Source organism: Frigidibacter sp. MR17.14 (assembly GCF_037095735.1).
In the GTDB taxonomy this organism is placed as follows: Bacteria; Pseudomonadota; Alphaproteobacteria; order Rhodobacterales; family Rhodobacteraceae; genus Frigidibacter.
Genome location: NZ_JBAWKD010000003.1, coordinates 469,812 through 487,224, shown reverse-complemented (window position 1 = coordinate 487,224; position 17,413 = coordinate 469,812). Strand labels below are relative to the sequence as shown.

Annotated in this window: 15 protein-coding genes and 1 pseudogene; 10 read left to right on the top strand and 6 right to left on the bottom strand. The window is 69.6% G+C overall.

Annotated elements, in window-relative coordinates; translation table 11 throughout:
* Nucleotides 1–52: 52 nt before the first annotated feature.
* Nucleotides 53–1,645, bottom strand: a complete 1,593-nt coding sequence (locus V8J36_RS11030; protein ID WP_336467331.1) for an ATP-dependent DNA ligase — start codon at nucleotides 1,643–1,645, stop codon at nucleotides 53–55.
* A 169-nt stretch (nucleotides 1,646–1,814) separates the two neighbouring features.
* Nucleotides 1,815–2,834 (bottom strand): ligase-associated DNA damage response exonuclease, encoded by a 1,020-nt coding sequence (locus V8J36_RS11025; RefSeq protein ID WP_336467330.1) that lies wholly within the window; start codon nucleotides 2,832–2,834, stop codon nucleotides 1,815–1,817.
* Nucleotides 2,835–3,174: 340 nt separating this feature from the next.
* Here V8J36_RS11025 and V8J36_RS11020 point away from each other — a divergent pair, with 340 nt between their 5' ends.
* From V8J36_RS11020 to V8J36_RS11000, 5 genes are read left to right on the top strand one after another with little or no spacing between them, the layout of a single operon-like run.
* Nucleotides 3,175–4,590, top strand: a complete 1,416-nt coding sequence (locus V8J36_RS11020; protein WP_336467329.1) for a circularly permuted type 2 ATP-grasp protein — start codon at nucleotides 3,175–3,177, stop codon at nucleotides 4,588–4,590.
* Nucleotides 4,591–4,595: 5 nt separating this feature from the next.
* Nucleotides 4,596–5,549, top strand: a complete 954-nt coding sequence (locus tag V8J36_RS11015) for an alpha-E domain-containing protein (protein WP_336467328.1) — start codon at nucleotides 4,596–4,598, stop codon at nucleotides 5,547–5,549.
* A complete protein-coding gene (locus V8J36_RS11010) occupies nucleotides 5,546–6,358 on the top strand; it encodes a transglutaminase family protein (RefSeq protein WP_336467327.1) in 813 nt (270 codons plus the stop codon). Before V8J36_RS11015 ends, V8J36_RS11010 begins: the two co-directional genes overlap by 4 nt.
* A gap of 54 nt (nucleotides 6,359–6,412) precedes the next feature.
* The gene (locus tag V8J36_RS11005) at nucleotides 6,413–7,138 is read left to right on the top strand and encodes a proteasome-type protease (protein ID WP_336467326.1); all 726 of its coding nucleotides are present in this window, start codon (nucleotides 6,413–6,415) and stop codon (nucleotides 7,136–7,138) included.
* Between the two features lie 20 nt (nucleotides 7,139–7,158).
* Nucleotides 7,159–8,088, top strand: coding sequence for an NAD(P)-dependent oxidoreductase (locus tag V8J36_RS11000; RefSeq protein ID WP_336467325.1), 930 nt, complete (start codon nucleotides 7,159–7,161; stop codon nucleotides 8,086–8,088).
* A gap of 64 nt (nucleotides 8,089–8,152) precedes the next feature.
* Here V8J36_RS11000 and V8J36_RS10995 read toward each other — a convergent pair whose 3' ends face one another.
* Together V8J36_RS10995 and V8J36_RS10990 are read right to left on the bottom strand one after the other, a co-directional pair.
* A complete protein-coding gene (locus V8J36_RS10995; protein ID WP_336467324.1) occupies nucleotides 8,153–9,103 on the bottom strand; it encodes an alpha/beta hydrolase in 951 nt (316 codons plus the stop codon).
* Nucleotides 9,104–9,106: 3 nt separating this feature from the next.
* Nucleotides 9,107–9,394 carry an SCP2 sterol-binding domain-containing protein gene (locus V8J36_RS10990; protein ID WP_336467323.1) on the bottom strand — a complete coding sequence of 96 codons (288 nt, stop codon included), beginning with the start codon at nucleotides 9,392–9,394 and terminating at the stop codon, nucleotides 9,107–9,109.
* An 88-nt stretch (nucleotides 9,395–9,482) separates the two neighbouring features.
* Here V8J36_RS10990 and V8J36_RS10985 point away from each other — a divergent pair, with 88 nt between their 5' ends.
* From V8J36_RS10985 to V8J36_RS10965, 5 genes are all read left to right on the top strand, one after another.
* A complete protein-coding gene (locus tag V8J36_RS10985; RefSeq protein WP_336467322.1) occupies nucleotides 9,483–10,124 on the top strand; it encodes a tetratricopeptide repeat protein in 642 nt (213 codons plus the stop codon).
* A gap of 12 nt (nucleotides 10,125–10,136) precedes the next feature.
* The gene (locus V8J36_RS10980) at nucleotides 10,137–13,070 is read left to right on the top strand and encodes a helicase-related protein (RefSeq protein ID WP_336467321.1); all 2,934 of its coding nucleotides are present in this window, start codon (nucleotides 10,137–10,139) and stop codon (nucleotides 13,068–13,070) included.
* 3 nt (nucleotides 13,071–13,073) lie between these two features.
* A complete protein-coding gene (locus V8J36_RS10975) occupies nucleotides 13,074–13,364 on the top strand; it encodes an RNA-binding S4 domain-containing protein (RefSeq protein ID WP_336467320.1) in 291 nt (96 codons plus the stop codon).
* Nucleotides 13,365–13,518: 154 nt separating this feature from the next.
* Complete coding sequence (fdxA, locus tag V8J36_RS10970; protein WP_336467319.1) at nucleotides 13,519–13,857, top strand: ferredoxin FdxA; 339 nt, start codon at nucleotides 13,519–13,521, stop codon at nucleotides 13,855–13,857.
* A 335-nt stretch (nucleotides 13,858–14,192) separates the two neighbouring features.
* A complete protein-coding gene (locus tag V8J36_RS10965) occupies nucleotides 14,193–14,702 on the top strand; it encodes a CarD family transcriptional regulator (RefSeq protein ID WP_336462457.1) in 510 nt (169 codons plus the stop codon).
* Nucleotides 14,703–14,830: 128 nt separating this feature from the next.
* Here the strand turns inward: V8J36_RS10965 and V8J36_RS10960 are convergent, their stop codons facing one another.
* The gene (locus V8J36_RS10960; protein WP_336467318.1) at nucleotides 14,831–16,672 is read right to left on the bottom strand and encodes a cation:proton antiporter domain-containing protein; all 1,842 of its coding nucleotides are present in this window, start codon (nucleotides 16,670–16,672) and stop codon (nucleotides 14,831–14,833) included.
* Between the two features lie 118 nt (nucleotides 16,673–16,790).
* Nucleotides 16,791–17,413 (bottom strand): annotated as a pseudogene (locus tag V8J36_RS10955) (hypothetical protein); the annotation flags it as partial.

The window sequence follows — 17,413 nt, the reverse complement described above, 5'->3', positions numbered from 1 at the left end:
ATTGGGGGCGGCGGGGCGCAAGGTCTGGCCACGATGCCCAAGACGCGGGACGTCAGGCGCGGGACGCCAGCAGCGCCTCGGCCGCGTCCAGCGTGTCGGCCTCGGCGGCGGGCTTGTCGCGCCGCCAGCGCACCATGCGCGGAAAGCGCAGCGCGATGCCCGACTTGTGGCGGGTCGAGCGCTGGATGCCTTCGAAGGCGATCTCGAACACGAGGTCCGGCACCACCCGGCGCACCGGGCCGAAGCGCTCCTGCGTGTGCTTGCCCACCCAGCGGGTGATCTCGGCGAATTCGGCATCGGTCAGACCGGAATAGGCCTTGGTGACCGGCACGAGATCGTTGCCGTCCCAGAGCGCGAAGGTGAAGTCGGTGTAGAGGTTCGCGCGCCGCCCGTGCCCGGCCTGGGCATAGACCATCACGGCGTCGAGGCTCATCGGGTCGACCTTCCATTTCCACCAGTCGCCGCGCTTGCGCCCGGTGTGATAGGGCGAGGCGCGGGATTTCAGCATCACGCCCTCGGCCGCGCGCGCCGTGGCGGTCTCGCGCAGGGCGGCGAGCGCGGGCCAGTCGTCGAAGGCGATCAGGGGCGACAGGCGGAAGGGCGCGGTGTCGGGGACGGTGGCGGCGATCGCTTCCAGCCGCGCCCGACGCTCGGCGAAGGGCAGGTCGCGGATGTCGCGGCCCTCGTGCTCCATCAGGTCATAGGCCATCAGGATCACCGGCGCCTCTGACAGCAGCTTTCGGCCTACCGTCTTGCGCCCGATGCGGGGCTGCAGGGCGGCGAAGGGCAGGGGGCGGCCGTCCTTCCAGACGAGGATCTCGCCATCGACGACGGTGCCCTGCGGCAGACGGTCGGCGAGTTCGGAAAGCTCGGGGAAGCGGTCGGTCACCAGCTCCTCGCCCCGCGACCAGAGCGCGAAAGCGCCCTCGCGCAGCACTGCCTGGCCGCGGATGCCGTCCCATTTCCAGTCGGCCGCCCAGTCGGCGGGCGCGCCAAGGCTCTCGGGTGCGGCTTCGAGCGGATGGGCGAGGCAGAAGGGATAGGGCCGCGACAGGTCGGCGGCGGGGTTCTCGGACAGCACGAGGGCGGCGAAGCTGGTGCTGTCGGGCGACCAGTCGCCCATCAGGCGCAGGGCGAGGTCCGGCTCGTCGCGCCCCGTCGCCTCGGCCAGCGCGCGCACCATCAGGCCTTGCGCGACGCCCATGCGGAAGCCGCCGGTCAGAAGCTTGTTGAACAGGAAGCGCTCGGTGCCGTCGAGCTGCCCCCAGGCGGCCAGCACCTCAGCGCGCCGCTCGGCCTCGTCCAGCCGGGGCAGCGCCCGGATCCGCTGGATCCAGTCGGAAAGGGAGAGGTCCGCCCCGGAAGATGCCTCGGGCAGGATCAGGGCGATGGTCTCGGCGAGGTCGCCGGTGACTGCGTAGCTTTCCTCGAAGAGCCAGGCGGGCAGGCCTGCGACCTCTGCGGCCCATTCCGCAAGCCGGGTCGAGGTGACGGCACGCTTCGGCCGCCGGCCTGAGAGCAGCGCGATGGTCCAGAGCCGGTCGGGTTCGCGCGCCTCGCGGAAATAGGCGGCAAGCGCCGCGACCTTCTCTGAGGTGCGGGTGGTGGTGTCGAGGGCGGCGAAGAGGCGGGCGAAGCGCTTCATGGCCAGCCTCGCGAGAGGGGGCGCTGCCCCCTCGTAGGCTGCGCCCGCTCACCCCCGGGATATTTGAGCCAGTGCGAAAGCAGCAAGATCTTCCGCTTTTCGCACTGGTGAAAATATCCCGGGGGAAGGCCGAAGGCCGCGGGGGCAGCGCCCCCGTCCGCGCGCGGGCTCATGCGCTGTCCTCCGGGGCGGTGTCCGCCTCTTCGCCCTGCCAGTCCGTGGCGACGATGCCGGCCTCGTAGCCCTGCGTTTCAAGCCAGCGGCGGAAGGGCTGGGTGTAGCCGTGGGTGACGAAGACGCGCTCGGCCCCGGTGGCGCGGATCGCGGCATTGAGCCCGTCCCAGTCGGCATGATCCGACATCACGAAGCCGCGGTCGACGGCGCGGCGGCGGCGGATCCCGCGCAGCCGCATCCAGCCCGAGGCGAAGGCCTGCGAGGTCGGCCCGAAGCGGCGCGCCCAGGGCGTGCCGAGCGCCGAGGGCGGCGCCACCACGATCGCGCCGGGGTGCGTCTTGCGCGTCACCTCGGGCGTCACCCGGGTCGTGGGCGGCAGCGGCACGCCCTCGGCGCGCAGGACGCGGCACATCTCTTCGACCGCGCCATGGGTGAGGATCGGGCCCGCCTGTGGGTCGAGCGCGTTCAGCACCCGCTGCGCCTTGCCCAGCGAGTAGGCGCCGATCACCGCGGTGCGGCCCTCGGCGCGACAGGCTGCCCACCAGCCGGCGATCTCGGCGCGCAGCTCGGCTTCCGGGCGCCAGCGGAACACCGGCAGGCCGAAGGTGCATTCCGAGATGAAGGCATGGCAGGCGACTGGTTCGAAGGGTTCCGAAAGCCCGTCCTCCTCGGTCTTGTAGTCGCCCGAGACCACCCAGACCTCGCCCGCCACCTCGACCCGGACCTGCGCCGAGCCCGGGACATGCCCGGCGGGGTGCAGCGAGACCGTGGCCGCGCCGATCCGCATCCGCTCGCCATAGGGCAGGGGCGCGGCCTCGATCTCGCCCAGACGGTGGCGCATCGCGGCAAGGCTGCGCGGCGTCGCGAGATACCGGCGCATGCCGGGCCGGGCGTGGTCGGAATGGGCATGGGTGACGATGGCCCGGTCGACCGGCCGCCAGGGGTCGATGTAGAAGTCCCCCGCGGGGCAGTGGATGCCGCGGTCGGTGAAGGTCAGGACGGGGGCGCGGCTCACGGGCTTGGATCCTTTGGCGGTCACGGAACGGGCGTCGGGGCGGCGGTCGGGGCCGCGCCCGGGACGGCTGCCGAGGGCCGTCCCGGGGGCAACCCTGTCGCGCGGGTGCGGTTCCGGCAGCGGCAGGACCCCGCGGTGGACCCTGCGTCGCGGCCCATCACGACGGGATTGCGCGTTTATTGATCAAGTGCATGATAAACGGGCGCAGTTCCGGGCGCCTCGGCAGGAAGCCTCGACGGCTGCCCTTTCCTCTGCCCCGGTCGCTGCCTAAACCTGAGAGGAGAGGCCCGACTCGAACAGGGCCAGTGACCGGAACGATCGGCAGGGGGGCGGCGGCCGCATGGCGACCGAATACTTCAACGAGATGTACCAGGGCCGCGAGGTGCGCGTGCCCTACCGCCAGCTGCAGGACTGGATGGGCAAGATGCCCGCCGAGCTTCGGCAGATGAAGCAGGCCGAGGCCGAGGAGCTGTTCCGCCGCATCGGCATCACCTTCGCCGTCTACGGCGAGGGCGGCGATCCCGACCGGCTGATCCCCTTCGACATGTTCCCGCGCGTCTTCGCGCAGGACGAATGGCGCAAGCTCGAACGCGGCATCAAGCAGCGCGCCCGCGCGCTCAATGCCTTCCTCACCGACGTCTACGGGCGGGGCGAGATCATCAAGGCGGGCAAGATCCCCTCGCGCCTCGTCTACCGCAACGAGGCTTATGAGAAGGCTGTGGTCGGCTTCACCCCGCCGCGCGGGGTCTACAGCCACATCGTCGGCATCGACCTTGTCCGCACCGGTCCCGACCAGTTCTACGTGCTGGAGGACAACTGCCGCACGCCCTCGGGTGTCTCCTACATGCTGGAGAACCGCGAGATCATGATGCGGATGTTCCCGGGCCTCTTCCAAGCGAACCGGATCGAGCCGGTCGACGGCTATGCGGAACTGCTGCGCCGCACGCTCGCCTCGGTGGCGCCGGCGAAATGCGACCGCGAGCCCACGATCGCGATCCTGACGCCTGGCCATTTCAACTCGGCCTATTACGAACACTCGTTCCTTGCCGACCTGATGGGGGTGGAACTGGTCGAGGGCGCGGATCTCTTCGTGCGCGACGGCTTCGTCTGGATGCGCACCACCGAAGGGCCGAAGAAGCTCGACGTGATCTATCGCCGGATCGACGACGCCTTTATCGACCCGCTCTGCTTCCGTCCCGACTCGATGCTGGGTGTGCCGGGGCTGATGGATGTCTATCGCTCGGGCGGTGTGACGATCTGTTCCGCGCCGGGCGCGGGCGTGGCCGACGACAAGGCGGTCTATACCTTCGTGCCCGAGATGATCCGCTTCTACCTGGGCGAGACGCCGATCCTGGAAAACGTGCCGACCTGGCAGTGCGCCAAGACCGACGACCTGAAGCATGTGCTGGCGAACCTCGGCGAGCTGGTGGTGAAGGAGGTCCATGGCTCGGGCGGCTACGGGATGCTGGTGGGGCCGAAGTCCACCAAGGAACAGATCGCGAGCTTCCGCGAGCGCATCATCGCCGACCCCGAGAACTACATCGCCCAGCCGACGCTGGCGCTGTCCACCGTGCCCACCTTCGTGGACGAGGGCGTGGCGCCGCGCCATGTCGACCTGCGGCCCTACTGCCTGGTGGGCGAGCGGATCGAGCTTGTTCCGGGCGGGCTGACCCGCGTCGCGCTGAAGGAGGGATCGCTCGTCGTGAACTCCAGCCAGGGTGGCGGGGTCAAGGACACCTGGGTTCTGGCGGAGTAACGGACATGCTGAGCAGAACCGCCGACAACCTCTATTGGATTGGTCGCTACATGGAGCGGGCCGAGACCATGGCGCGCCTGCTGGAAGTGGGCGGGCGCATCGCGCTCTTGCCCTCGGCCGGGCATGGCTACCGCAGCGAATGGGACAGCCTGCTGCAGGCCTCGGGCACCGCCGAGGGCTTCCAGCACAAGTATGGCGACCCGGTGCAGCGCAACATCGAAAGCTACCTGTTCTTCGACAAGGAGAACCCCTCGTCAGTCGCGACCTGCATCGGCCGCGCCCGCGAGAACGCGCGCATCGTGCGCACCGCGATGACCAGCCAGGTCTGGGACGCGCTGAACTCGGCCTTCCAGGAGCTGAAGCAGCTGGAACGCCGCCCGCGCAGCGAACTGGAGCTCTCGCGGCTGACCGAATGGACCCTGCGCACCTGCGCGCTGGTCCGCGGCGCCATCGACTCGACCCTGCTGCGCTCTGACGGCTGGGACTTCCTGAACCTCGGCTACAAGCTGGAACGCGGCGACGCGACGGCGCGGATGCTGGACGTGAAATACTACGTCCTGCTGCCGCGGGTGGAATTCGTGGGCTCGGGCCTCGACACCTACCAGTGGCAGACGCTGCTGCGCGCCATGTCCTCGCACCGTGCCTTCCACTGGGCCTATGGCGGCGAGATCACCGCGGCGAAGATCGCGCATTTCCTGATCCTGAACCCGATGTCGCCGCGCTCGCTGATCACCTCGGTCGACGGCGTCGTCAGCCATCTCGACCGGCTCGCGCGGAACTACCGCGCCTCGAGCCCGGTGCAGAGCCAGGCCCGCAGCCTGCTGGGCGAGCTGTCCGAGATGACCGTCGACGACATCTTCGAGGAAGGCCTACATGAGTTCCTCACCCGCTTCATCGGCAAGATCGGCACGCTGTCGGCCTCGGTGAGCGGTGTCTACCTGACCGGAGAGGCGCAATGATCCTGACCGTCAGCCATGTGACGACCTACCGCTATGACGCGCCGATCCGCGCGGCGGTGCAGAGCCTGCGCCTGACGCCCTCGGCCTGCGACGGGCAGCGGGCGATCCAGTGGAAGATCGCCGTCGACGGCGGAGCCATGGGCGCGCGCTTCCGCGACGGCTCGGGCGACGTGATCGAAAGCTGGTCGGTGAAGGGCCCGGTGGACGAGATCACCGTGCGCGTCACCGGCGAGGTGACCACCACCGACATGGCGGGCGTGCTGCGCGGCTTCCGCGAGCAGGTGCCGCCCGAGGCCTGGCTGCGCGAGACCCATCCGACCCGCGCCGATGCGGCGCTGACCGCGATGGGCGAGACGGCGAAGGCCAAGGCCCGCGACACGCTCGATTTCGCGCACCGCCTGTCCGCCGCGGTCAGCGAGGCCATCGCCTATGTCCCCGGCGCGACCGAGGCCCATACCACCGCCGCCGAGGCGCTGGCGCTGGGCGAGGGCGTCTGCCAGGACCATGCCCATGCGATGATCGCCGCCGCTAGGGCGATGTTCATCCCCGCGCGTTATGTCTCGGGCTACCTTCTGGCCGATGCCGAAGGAGCAAGCCATGACGCCGCCCATGCCTGGGCGGAGATCTTCATCGACGGTCTGGGATGGGTGGGCTTCGATGCGGCCAATGCCTGCTGCCCGGACGAACGCTACATCCGGCTGGGTTCCGGCTTCGACGCCCGCGATGCGGCACCGATCCGCGGCGTGGCGCTGGGCCAGATCGGAGAGACGCTCGATGTGGCGGTTGCGGTCGCGGCCGTCCAGCAATAGGGTCGCGCCGCACCTGTCCGTGGGGTCGGGCAGGGCGCGCTTCGGGGACTATCAATGACGTACTGCGTGGGCCTTCTGCTTGACGAGGGCATGGTGCTTCTGTCCGACACACGGACGAACGCCGGGCTGGACAATATCGCGATCTACAAGAAGACCTTCGTCTTCGAGCAGCCGGGAGAGCGGGTGATCGCGATCCTGACCGCGGGCTCGCTGTCGGTCACCCAGACCACCATCGCCAAGCTGCGCGAGGCGATCGAGGACGAGGATGCGACGGCCCATACCTCGATCATGCTGGCGCCGACCATGCTGAAGGTCGCGCAGATCATCGGCGACACGCTGTCGGGCGTGCGCCAGTCGATCGACGAGAAGATGCAGGCCTCGAAGGTCTCGACCTCGGCCTCGATGATCGTCGCCGGCCAGCGGGCGGGCGGCGCGATGCGCATGTTCCTGATCTATCCCGAAGGCAACTTCATCGAGGCGACCGAAGACACGCCCTTCCTGCAGATCGGCGAGCACAAATACGGCAAGCCGATCCTCGACCGGGTGGTGAAGCCGACGACCAGCCTGGCCGACGCGCAGAAGGCGGTGCTGCTGTCGATGGATTCGACCCTGCGCTCGAACCTGTCGGTGGGCATGCCGCTCGACATGACCGTGATCCGGGCGGACGACTGCCGCGTCACCATGCGCCGCCGGATCGAGGCCGGGGACCCCCAGTTCAAGGCGATGTCCGAGGCCTGGTCCAACGCGCTGCGCGAAAGCTTCGTGCGCGTCACCATCTGAGAAGACCGAAAGGAGACGCCATGCGCGTTCTCGTGACCGAGCCGGTCCATCCCGACACGCTCGTCGAGCTTGCCGCCGCCGGCCATGACGTGATCGACCGCCCCGCCGATCTGATGGCCGCGCTGGCCGAGGCAGAGGCGGTGCTGGTCCGCACGATGAAGCTGGGGGCCGACCGCATCGCCGCCGCCCCGCGGCTGAAGATCATCGCCAAGCACGGGGCGGGGGTCGACAACATCGACCTCGCTGCCGCGAAGGCCGCGGGGATCGCGGTGACCAACACGCCCGGCGCCAATTCCGGCTCGGTCGCCGAACAGGCGATGATGCTGATCCTCGGCCTCGCGCGCTCGCTCTCGGCGCAGCGGATCGCGGCGCGGCCCGATCCGGCGATCGCGATCCGCGATCTGGAAGGGCGGCGGCTGACGGTGGTCGGCTGGGGCGCCTCGGCGCAGAAGGTGGCGCGGCTGGCGCAGGCCTTCGGCATGGCGGTGACCGTGGTCTGGCCGCGGCGCGCGGGCGGGGCCACGGACGAGGGGCTGCCGGTCGCGGCCTCGCTGGCCGCGGTGCTGCCGGTGACGGATGTGCTGTCGCTGCACCTGCCGCTCAGCCCCGCCACCCGCGACATGATCGGCGCGGCCGAGCTTGCGGCGCTGCCCGCCGGTGCGATCGTCATCAACACCGCCCGCGGCGGGCTGATCGACGAGGTGGCGCTGGCCGACAGCCTGCGCGCAGGGCATCTCGGCGGCGCCGGGCTCGACGTGCTGGCACAGGAGCCGATCCGCGCCGACGAGCCGCTGCGCGACGTGCCGAACGTGATGCTGACCCCGCATCTGGCGGGCATGGGCGACCGCGGCTTCCGCGCCACCGGCCTGATGGCCGCCGGCGCGATCGGCGACTACCTCGCAGGCCGTCTCGACCCCGCGATGACGATCGTGGCCCCGCCCGCAGCCTGACGGTCTGACCGCCTGATTTCTTGCTGGCGGAAATATCCCGGGGCCCGGGGCAGAGCCCCGGACCTCAGATCATCTTGGCGATCCGGTCGAGGAAGGCGCCGCGAATCCCGGGCCGCTCCATCAGGATCTCGTGCTCGGCCCCCTCCATCCGCGCGAAGCTCGCGCCCGACCAGCGCGCCGCCCCGGCGGCCACGGCCTCGGGATCGACGACCCGCTCGTTCGTGCCGACCGCGACATGGCAGGGCAGCGCGGGCATCGCCTGCCGCCGCAGCGCCCGCGTTTCCAGCAGCGCTGCCCCCAGCCAGCCAAGGCTCGGCCCCCCCAGCGCCAGCTCGGGATGCGCGGCCAGCTGGCGCTGCATCCGCGCGAATTCCTGCGGGTCCGAGGTCAGCACGTTGCCCGCCATCGCCGCCGCGCCCACATAGGGATCGGGTCCGGTGCCCGGCGCGTAGCGGTGCCCGAACCCGAGCCGCCCCGCGGCCCAGGACAGCACCCAGGCCGCCGGCATCACCGCGCCCTTCAGCGCCAGCCCCCACATCGGGGCCGAGAAGCAGGCGCCGACCACCGGCAGACCCTCATGCAGCGCCCGCAGCCCGATCGCGCCGCCCATCGAATGCGCGACCAGCACCATCGGCGCCGGCAGGCTGGCGGCCCGCACCGCGCCCAGATAGGCCGCGACATCCTGCTGGTAGTCCTCGAAGCGCATCACATGGCCGGTCATCGGGTCCGACAGCTGGCGATCCGCCAGCCCCTGTCCGCGCCAGTCCACGGCCGCCGTCGCCAGACCCCGCGCGGCAAGCCCGGCCGCCACGGCGCCGTATTTCTCGACGAATTCGGTGCGCCCGGGGAAGATCAGCGCCGTGCCGCGCGCGCCCGGATGCGGCCAGAGCCCGACGCGCAGCCGCAGCCCGTCGCGGGTCCTGACCCAGACCGCATGGCCCGAGGCCGGCCCTTCGGCCACCCCGGCATGAAAGGGCGCGGCCCCGGCCGCGCCGAAATCCTCGGCCGCGGCCATGGCTCAGGCCAGCGCCGACCCGAGGCTCATCGCCTGGCCCATGTCGCCCTCGATCTTCAGCTTGCCGGACATGTAGGCCGACATCGGGTTCACCTCGCCCTTCAGCATGCCTACGAAGGTCTCGGCGCTGGCCCGTAGGGTCACGTCGGCCTCGGCATCGCCCTCGCGCGCGCCATCGGTGTCGATGACGATGCTGCCCTCGTCCTCGATCACCACCCGCGCGAGGCCCGCGAAGCCCCCCGCCAGCCGTTCGTTCAGCTTTTCCACGGCCTTGGCCACAACTTCGCTCATCGACGCACTCCGATCCTGCAATTTTGATCCTGACGCGGGCACCGCGGCTCTCGCAATCCGCGCAGCATCGACTACACTTGGTATTGTTATGGACAGCTTCATCGCCAACCACAAACCTGTCGTGACGCTGTGGGCCGCTCTTGCCGCAGGCGTGATCGCGTTCGCGGCGCCGGCCGGGGCGCAGGATCTGACCGTTCCCGGTGCACCGCAGGAAGCCGAGTCGCACGAGGGGCCGACCCCGATTCCCGACGCCCAGACCCGGTTGCGCGAGCTTCTGGACGAGCTTCAGAACCCCGAATCTCCCGACTGGAAGCGCGCCGAATCCGATCTGCAGCGCGAATGGTCGCGCTCGGGCTCGCCGGCAATGGACCTGCTTCTGCAGCGCGGTCAGGCGGCGCTGGCCGCCGGCGACAGTGCCGCCGCAATCGAGCATCTTACCGCGCTGGTCGATCACGCCCCCGGCTTCGCCGAGGGCTGGAACGCCCGCGCCACCGCCTATTTCACCGCCGGCGAATTCGGGCCCTCGCTGGCCGACATCCGCCAGGTGCTGACCCTCAACCCCGATCATTACGGCGCGCTGGCCGGACTGGGCCTGATCCTCGAACAGCTCGACCATCCGCAGGCCGCGGCAGAGGCGTTCCGCGCCTCGCTCAAGGCCAATCCCCATCAGGCCGACGTGCGCGAGCAGCTCGAGAAACTCGAGCACTCCACCGAGGGCACGGAACTCTAGGACTCCCGCGACATGTCACGCGAATCGAGGATCACCGCGGTCCTCGGGCCCACCAACACGGGCAAGACCCACATGGCGATCGAGCGGATGCTCGGCCATCGCACCGGGATCATCGGCCTGCCGCTGCGCCTTCTGGCGCGCGAGGTCTACGACCGCATCGTCGCCAAGCGCGGCCCCTCGGTCGTGGCGCTGGTCACCGGCGAGGAACGCATCGTGCCCGAGCGGACCCAGTACTGGGTCTGCACCACCGAGGCGATGCCCGAGGGGCTGGGCGCCGATTTCCTTGCACTGGACGAGATCCAGCTTTGCGCCGATCCCGAGCGCGGCCACATCTTCACCGACCGGCTGATGCGGGCGCGCGGGCTGATCGAGACCATGTTCCTCGGGTCGCACACCATGAGGCCCGCCATCGCGGATCTCGTGCCCAAAGCGCAGTTCACCAGCCGCGAGCGGTTTTCGACCCTGACCTATACCGGTTCGAAAAAGATAAGCCGGATGCCGCAACGCTCGGCCATCGTCGGGTTTTCGGTCGATAACGTCTATGCCATCGCCGAACTGATCCGCCGGCAGAAGGGCGGTTGCGCGGTGGTGATGGGGGCGCTGTCGCCCCGGACCCGCAACGCGCAGGTCGCGCTCTACCAGAACGGCGATGTCGATTACCTTGTCGCGACAGATGCGATCGGGATGGGGCTGAACCTCGACATCGATCACGTCGCCTTCTCGGCCACGGCGAAATTCGACGGGCGGCGGATGCGCGATCTTTTCCCGCACGAGCTGGGCCAGATCGCCGGCCGGGCAGGGCGCCACACCCAGCCCGGCACTTTCGGCGTCACCGGCGAGGCCAGCCCCTTCCGCCCCGACCTCGTCGAGGCGCTGGAAAACCACCGCTTCGCGCCGATCAAGAAGCTGATGTGGCGCAATGCCGATCTCGACTTCGGCACGCCGGAACGGCTGATCGCCTCGCTCGAAGCCGGGACCGACGATCCCTGGCTGCTGCGCGCCCGCGAGAATGACGACGTCATGGCGCTCAAGTCGCTGATCGAGGCCGGCGAGGTGCGCGGCCGCATCCAGGGCCCGCGCGACGTGAAGCTTCTGTGGGACGTCTGCCGGATTCCCGACTTCCGCGGCATCTCGCATGCCGAGCACGCGACGCTGCTGACCCGGATCTTCGGCTTCCTGCACGATACCGGCCATGTCGCCGACGACTGGCTTGCGACGCAGATCAAGCGCATCGACCGGACCGAGGGCGACATCGACGCCTTGTCCAAAAGATTGTCCTTCATCCGCACCTGGACCTACATTGCACAACGCAGGGGCTGGGTGGCGGATGAAAGCCATTGGCGCGAGGCGACTCGCGCGGTAGAAGACCGCCTGTCGGACGCGCTGCACGGTGCTCTGACCCAAAGATTTGTGGACCGGCGCACATCCGTGCTGCTGCGCCGGCTCAAGCAGAAGGAGCATCTCGTGGCCGAGGTGAACGACAAGGGCGAAGTTGCGGTCGAGGGCGAGTTCGTCGGCCGTCTGGAAGGGTTCCGCTTCCGCCAGGACGGAACGTCTTCGCCCGACGAGGCCAAGACCCTGCGCCAGGCGGCCTACGAGTCGCTGCGCCCGGAGTTCTCGCTCCGCGCCGACCGGTTCTACAATGCGCCGGACACCGAGCTCGACTTCACCGAGCAGGGCGGCCTGATGTGGGGCAACTCGGCGGTGGGCAAGCTCGTGAAGGGCGCCGACCCGCTGAAACCGGGTGTCGAGCCCTTCGTCGATGAAGAGGCCGGCGCCGACGTGGCCGAGAAGGTCCGCCGCCGCCTGCAGCATTTCATCGACCGCCGCGTCGCCACGCTGTTCGAGCCGCTGGTGGCGCTGTCGTCGGACGAGACGCTGACCGGCCTTGCCCGCGGCTTCGCCTTCCGCCTGGTCGAGAACCTGGGCGTGATCCCGCGCGAGACCGTGGCCGCCGAGGTCAAGGAACTCGACCAGGACGCCCGCGGCCTTCTGCGCAAGCACGGCGTGCGCTTCGGCCAGTACACGATCTTCCAGCAGGCGCTGCTGAAGCCCGCGCCGACCCGCCTGCGGCTGGTGCTGTGGTCGCTGGCCCATGACCTGCAGGAATTCCCCGAAAGCCCGCCGCCGGGGCTGGTGACGATCCCGAACATGCCCGACGTGCCGAAGGGCTATTACACGCTCTCGGGCTATCATCCGGCCGGAACGCGCGCGATCCGCATCGACATGCTGGAACGCCTTGCCGACCTGCTGCGCGCCAAGGACAGCCGCGCGGGCTTCGAGGCGACGCCGGACATGCTGTCGATCACGGGCATGACGCTCGAGCAGTTCTCGGACCTGATGGGCGGTCTGGGCTACAAGGCCGAGAAGGCCGAGCGTGCCAAGGCCCGCCCGGATCCGCTGGCCGCCACCGCGCCGTCGGAAACGCCGGCCGCCGAGCCCGTCGCCGAGCCCGAAGCGGGCCCCGCGCCGAACCCGATCCCCGAGGAAACCTCGCCTCTGGCCGAGGCGGCCGAGCCTGTGGCCGCCGAGCCTGCGGTCGAGGGAGACGCCGCGGCAGAGGTTGAGGCGCCCGCGGTCGAGCAGGAGACCTACTACACCTTCACCTGGGCACCGCGTCCGCGCGGCCCGCGCCGCGAAGGCGGCCGTGACGGCAACCGCGAAGGCGGCTTCCGTGGCAACCGGGAGGGCGGCACCCGCGAAGGGGGCAACCGCGAGGGTGGCGAGCGTCGCTTCGGCGGTCCGAAGCCCGAGCGCAGCGGCGACCGGCCCGAGCGTGGCGATCGTCCGAAGGGCGGCAAGCCGCAGGGCAAGGGCGGCAAGTTCGACCGGAAGGACCGCGAACAGCAGAAGCCCCGCCAGTTCGAATCCCGCCCCCCGCGCGAGCAGAAGATCGACCCCGACAATCCGTTCGCGGTGCTGGCCGCGCTGCGCGACCGGAAGTAAGCCTTGGCGGGCGAGGATCAGGACGCTGTCCGGCTGGACAAGTGGCTGTTCTTCGCCCGTTTCTGCAAGACCCGCTCGGTCTCGGTCGCGCTGATCGAGGGGGGCAAGGTCCGCCTGAACGGCACCCGCGTTACCAAGCCCGGCCACGTCCTGCGCCCCGGCGACACGCTGACGCTTGCACTGCCGGGGCAGGTGCGGGTGGTCCGCGTGGCCTCCTGCGGCGCGCGTCGCGGCCCCGCGACCGAGGCGCAGGCGCTCTACGACGATCTGGAAGCGGCTCCCCGGGGCGAATGACGTCCCCGCTGCCGCGCTCTTGGGCGGATGCGGTTCCGCCCGGCGCCAGTGCCCCGAAACCATGGACTTTCCTGCCGCTCGCCGCTTGCGCTGGCCGCGCGGCGCAGGTAGTCAGCAAGACGATCCGCGACAGCCCTCCGGAAGGCCCCGTCCCATGACCTATGTCGTCACCGACAACTGCATCGCCTGCAAATACACCGACTGCGTCGAGGTCTGTCCGGTCGACTGTTTCTACGAGGGCGAGAACACTCTGGTCATCCATCCGGACGAATGCATCGACTGCGGCGTCTGCGAACCCGAATGCCCCGCCGACGCGATCCGGCCCGACACCGAGCCGGACATGGAGAAATGGGTCGAGTTCAACCGGAAATATTCCGAGCTCTGGCCGGTGATCACCCAGAAGCGCGACCCGCTGCCGGGCGCCGAAGAGCGCGACGGCGAGACCGGCAAGCTCGAGAAGTATTTCTCGGAAGCGCCGGGCCAGGGCGACTGATTGCGCCAACGCGACCGGACCGGTCGCGATTCGGTGATCGCGCGGGAGAATCCTGCGCCGGCCCGTGATCTCCATGCTCTAAGAGCATGGAAAATGCAGGTTTTCCTATCCTTCCCGATCAATCCTTGAGCGCCACCGCGCCGCTTTGAAATCTGGGGAGAATCTGCTATATTTCCGTCACAATGAACTTGGAGATCTGACCCGCCACCTTCGGAGCTGCTCGCCCGCGGGGTGGTTTTCCAGCGCCACGAACCCTGCACGCACCGGACAATGACCCAGTCCGGCGGGTGCTTTCGTCTCTCTGGGGTCTGAGCCCTGTGCGAGGAAGCGACCGAATGACCAAGACCAAGAAAACCGATTTCCGGCCGAACGACCATGTGGTCTATCCCGCGCATGGCGTGGGCAAGATCCTGTCGATCGAAGAGCAGGAAATCGCCGGGCTGAAGCTCGAGCTGTTCGTGATCTCGTTCGAGAAGGACAAGATGACGCTGCGCGTGCCGACGCACAAGGCGACCGAAATCGGCATGCGTCAGCTCTCGACTCCGGACATCGTCACCAAGGCGCTGGAAACCCTGAAGGGCAAGGCCCGCGTGAAGCGCGCGATGTGGTCGCGCCGGGCGCAGGAATACGAACAGAAGATCAACTCGGGTGACCTGATGGCCATCGCCGAGGTGGTCCGCGACCTGCACCGCAACGACGACCAGCGCGAGCAGTCCTATTCCGAGCGTCAGCTTTACGAAGCCGCGCTCGAGCGCCTGACCCGCGAAGTCGCGGCCGTTTCGGGCGTGGATGAAGCCGGCGCCGCCAAGACCGTCGACGACGTTCTGGTCTCGCGCGCCGCCTGACCGGTTTCGAAAGACAGACAGAAGGGCCGTCTCCCGCGAGGCGGCCCTTTTGCGTTTCGCATTGGCGGAAATATCCCGGGGGGCGCCCGGAACGGGCGGGGGGCAGAGCCCCCCCCTCTGCCGCGGCCCTAGTCCCCCGATGCGGCCGGGCTTTCCCCCGTCGGCTGGAAATGCTGGGTCAGGGCCGCCTCCAACTCGCGGTTCAGCTCCTGCGAGCGGCGGATGTAGTTGGCATTCTGCTCGACCGGCACGCCCGGCTCCCAGACCTCGGCCAGGCTGCGCACCGCCGCGCGGTCGAGCTTGAAGAAGATCTTCTCGGCCTCGGCCGCCTCGTATTCCGACAGGCCCGAATTCTCGAGCACGTAGCGCGCCGCGCGCAGCGAGCTGTCGAACAGCTCGCGCACGATGTCGTCGGCCCCGGCCTGATACAGCTGGAAGACATGGATCCGGTCATGGGCGCGGGCGATGATGTGCAGGTCGGGCCGGATCCGCCGGGCATAGGCGACCAGATGCGTCGTCGCTTCGGGCGCGTCCAGGCAGACGACGAGGATCTTCGCCTTGTCGATGCCCGCCGCCTTCAGCAGTTCGGGCCGGGTCGGGTCGCCGAAATAGCCCTGATAGCCGAAGCGGCGCATCAGGCGGATGGTGTTCAGGTCATGGTCGATGACCGTGGTCCGGAACCCCGACATGGTGACCATGCGGTTCACCACCTGACCGAACCGGCCGATGCCGGCGATCAGGATCGGCTGCGCCTCGTCGATCTCGTCGGCATCGGGCACCTCTTCGGTGATCCGCCGCGCGAGACGCTCGTAGAGGATGAACACCAGCGGGGTCAGCAGCATCGACAGGGCGACGACCATCATCAGCAGCTGCGCCGTCTCGGCCGGCAGGATCCGCTGCTGCGAGGTGAACGAGATCAGCACGAAGCCGAATTCCCCCGCCTGCGCGAGACCCAGCGTGAACAGCCAGCGGTCGCGGCCCCGCAGCTGGAAGACCCGCGCCAGCGCGTAGAGCACGACGCCCTTGCCCGCCATCAGCGCCACTGCCAGCCCCAGAAGCTGCAGCGGCTTCGACATCAGCAGGTCCATGTCGATGCCGGCGCCGACGGTGATGAAGAACAGGCCCAGCAGCAGCCCCTTGAAGGGCGCGATGTCCGATTCGAGCTCGTGGCGGAATTCCGAGTTCGCCAGCACCACGCCGGCCAGGAAGGTGCCAAGCGCCGGCGACAGCCCGACCAGCAGCATCAGCGAGGCGATGGCGACGACGATCGCCAGCGCCAGCGCGGTGTTGATCTCGCGCAGGCGGGCGGCCTGCACGAAGTGGAAGGCCGGCCGGATCAGGTAATGGCCGGCAAGGATCACCACGCCCACCGCCGCCAGCGTCACCAGCGTGACCTGCCAGCCCGGAAGCGACTGCAGCATCGCGGCATGCTCGCCCTCGGCCAGCGCGCGGGCGCCGGGCAGCGCCAGCAGCGGCAGCAGCGCCAGCATCGGGATCACCGCGATGTCCTGCGTCAGCAGCACCGCGAAGGCCGACCGCCCGCCGGCGGTCTGCATCAGGTGCTTCTCGTCCAGCGTCTGCAGCACGATCGCGGTCGAGCTCAGCGACAGGATCGCCCCGGTCGCCAGCGCGCTTTCCCAGCTCAGCCCCAGCGCCAGCCCCGCCAGCGCGATCAGCGCCAGCGTCGCCAGCACCTGCAGCCCGCCCATGCCCACCAGCTTGTCGCGCATCGCCCAAAGCGCGCGCGGCTCCAGTTCCAGCCCGATCAGGAACAGCATCATCACCACGCCGAATTCGGCGAAATGCTGCAGGTCGGTGATTTCGGCCCCGGTCAGCCCGGTCAGCGGGCCGATGACGATCCCCGCGACCAGATAGCCCAGCACCGAGCCGAGGCCGAGCCGTGAGGCGATGGGAACGGCCACGACCATGGCCAGCAGGTAGAGCGTCGCCTGGAACAGGAAGGCGTCCATCGGGGGTCCTCGCGTCGGTCCGGGCGGGAGGGGCCCGGGGCCGCGGCAAGGTGCCACGCGGCCCGCGCGGACGCCAGAGGCGCCGGCGCCTGCGTCCCGCGCTCGTGACCGGTCGCGATCAGCTCTCGCGGATCATCTTCAGGACCTGGCTGCGGCCGTTCTTCACATAGATCAGCTGACCGTCGCCGATCTGGCTGACGCGGCCGCCGTCCAGCCGGTCGCCCACGGCCACGCGAAGGTACTTGCCGTTGCCCAGTCGCACCAGCGCGCGCCGGTTCTTGGCCGAGCCGTAGATCCCGATCAGGTTCATGTCGCGCAGCGAGATCGCGCTGGCGATGGTCGCGCGCTGCGCCACCGAGGCCGAGGTCGGGATCGAGGGCGCGGTGCCGACGGGCTCGGGCTCGTCGATCTCGTCATGATCCGCGGGGGCCTCGGGCTCGGGCGCGGCCAGGGCGACGCGGGCCGGGGCCACCGGCTGCGGCGCGGGCTGGGCGACGGGCTGGGCCACCGGCGCCGGCGCGGGAGCGGGGGCCGCGACGACGGGCTCGGGGATCGGGGTGGCGACGGCCAGCGCCAGCGCGGCGGCCACACCTTGCGAGAAGTCGGTGGGCCGGCTGGTGGGCTTGCGCGAGCTTTGCACCGCGAGCCGGGTCGAGGTGGCGAAGTCGTTGGCGCGCTGCGCCTCGGCCTCGGCCACGGCGCGCTGTTCGGCCTGGGCGGCGTCGGCGGCCCGGCGGGCAG

Coding starts and splice junctions, on each gene's coding strand:
- V8J36_RS11030 (WP_336467331.1), bottom strand. CDS start 1,645: ATGAAGCGCTTCGCCCGCCTCTTCGCCGCCCTCGACACCACCACCCGC.
- V8J36_RS11020 (WP_336467329.1), top strand. CDS start 3,175: ATGGCGACCGAATACTTCAACGAGATGTACCAGGGCCGCGAGGTGCGC.
- V8J36_RS11015 (WP_336467328.1), top strand. CDS start 4,596: ATGCTGAGCAGAACCGCCGACAACCTCTATTGGATTGGTCGCTACATG.
- V8J36_RS11010 (WP_336467327.1), top strand. CDS start 5,546: ATGATCCTGACCGTCAGCCATGTGACGACCTACCGCTATGACGCGCCG.
- V8J36_RS11005 (WP_336467326.1), top strand. CDS start 6,413: ATGACGTACTGCGTGGGCCTTCTGCTTGACGAGGGCATGGTGCTTCTG.
- V8J36_RS11000 (WP_336467325.1), top strand. CDS start 7,159: ATGCGCGTTCTCGTGACCGAGCCGGTCCATCCCGACACGCTCGTCGAG.
- V8J36_RS10995 (WP_336467324.1), bottom strand. CDS start 9,103: ATGGCCGCGGCCGAGGATTTCGGCGCGGCCGGGGCCGCGCCCTTTCAT.
- V8J36_RS10990 (WP_336467323.1), bottom strand. CDS start 9,394: ATGAGCGAAGTTGTGGCCAAGGCCGTGGAAAAGCTGAACGAACGGCTG.
- V8J36_RS10985 (WP_336467322.1), top strand. CDS start 9,483: ATGGACAGCTTCATCGCCAACCACAAACCTGTCGTGACGCTGTGGGCC.
- V8J36_RS10980 (WP_336467321.1), top strand. CDS start 10,137: ATGTCACGCGAATCGAGGATCACCGCGGTCCTCGGGCCCACCAACACG.
- fdxA (WP_336467319.1), top strand. CDS start 13,519: ATGACCTATGTCGTCACCGACAACTGCATCGCCTGCAAATACACCGAC.
- V8J36_RS10965 (WP_336462457.1), top strand. CDS start 14,193: ATGACCAAGACCAAGAAAACCGATTTCCGGCCGAACGACCATGTGGTC.
- V8J36_RS10960 (WP_336467318.1), bottom strand. CDS start 16,672: ATGGACGCCTTCCTGTTCCAGGCGACGCTCTACCTGCTGGCCATGGTC.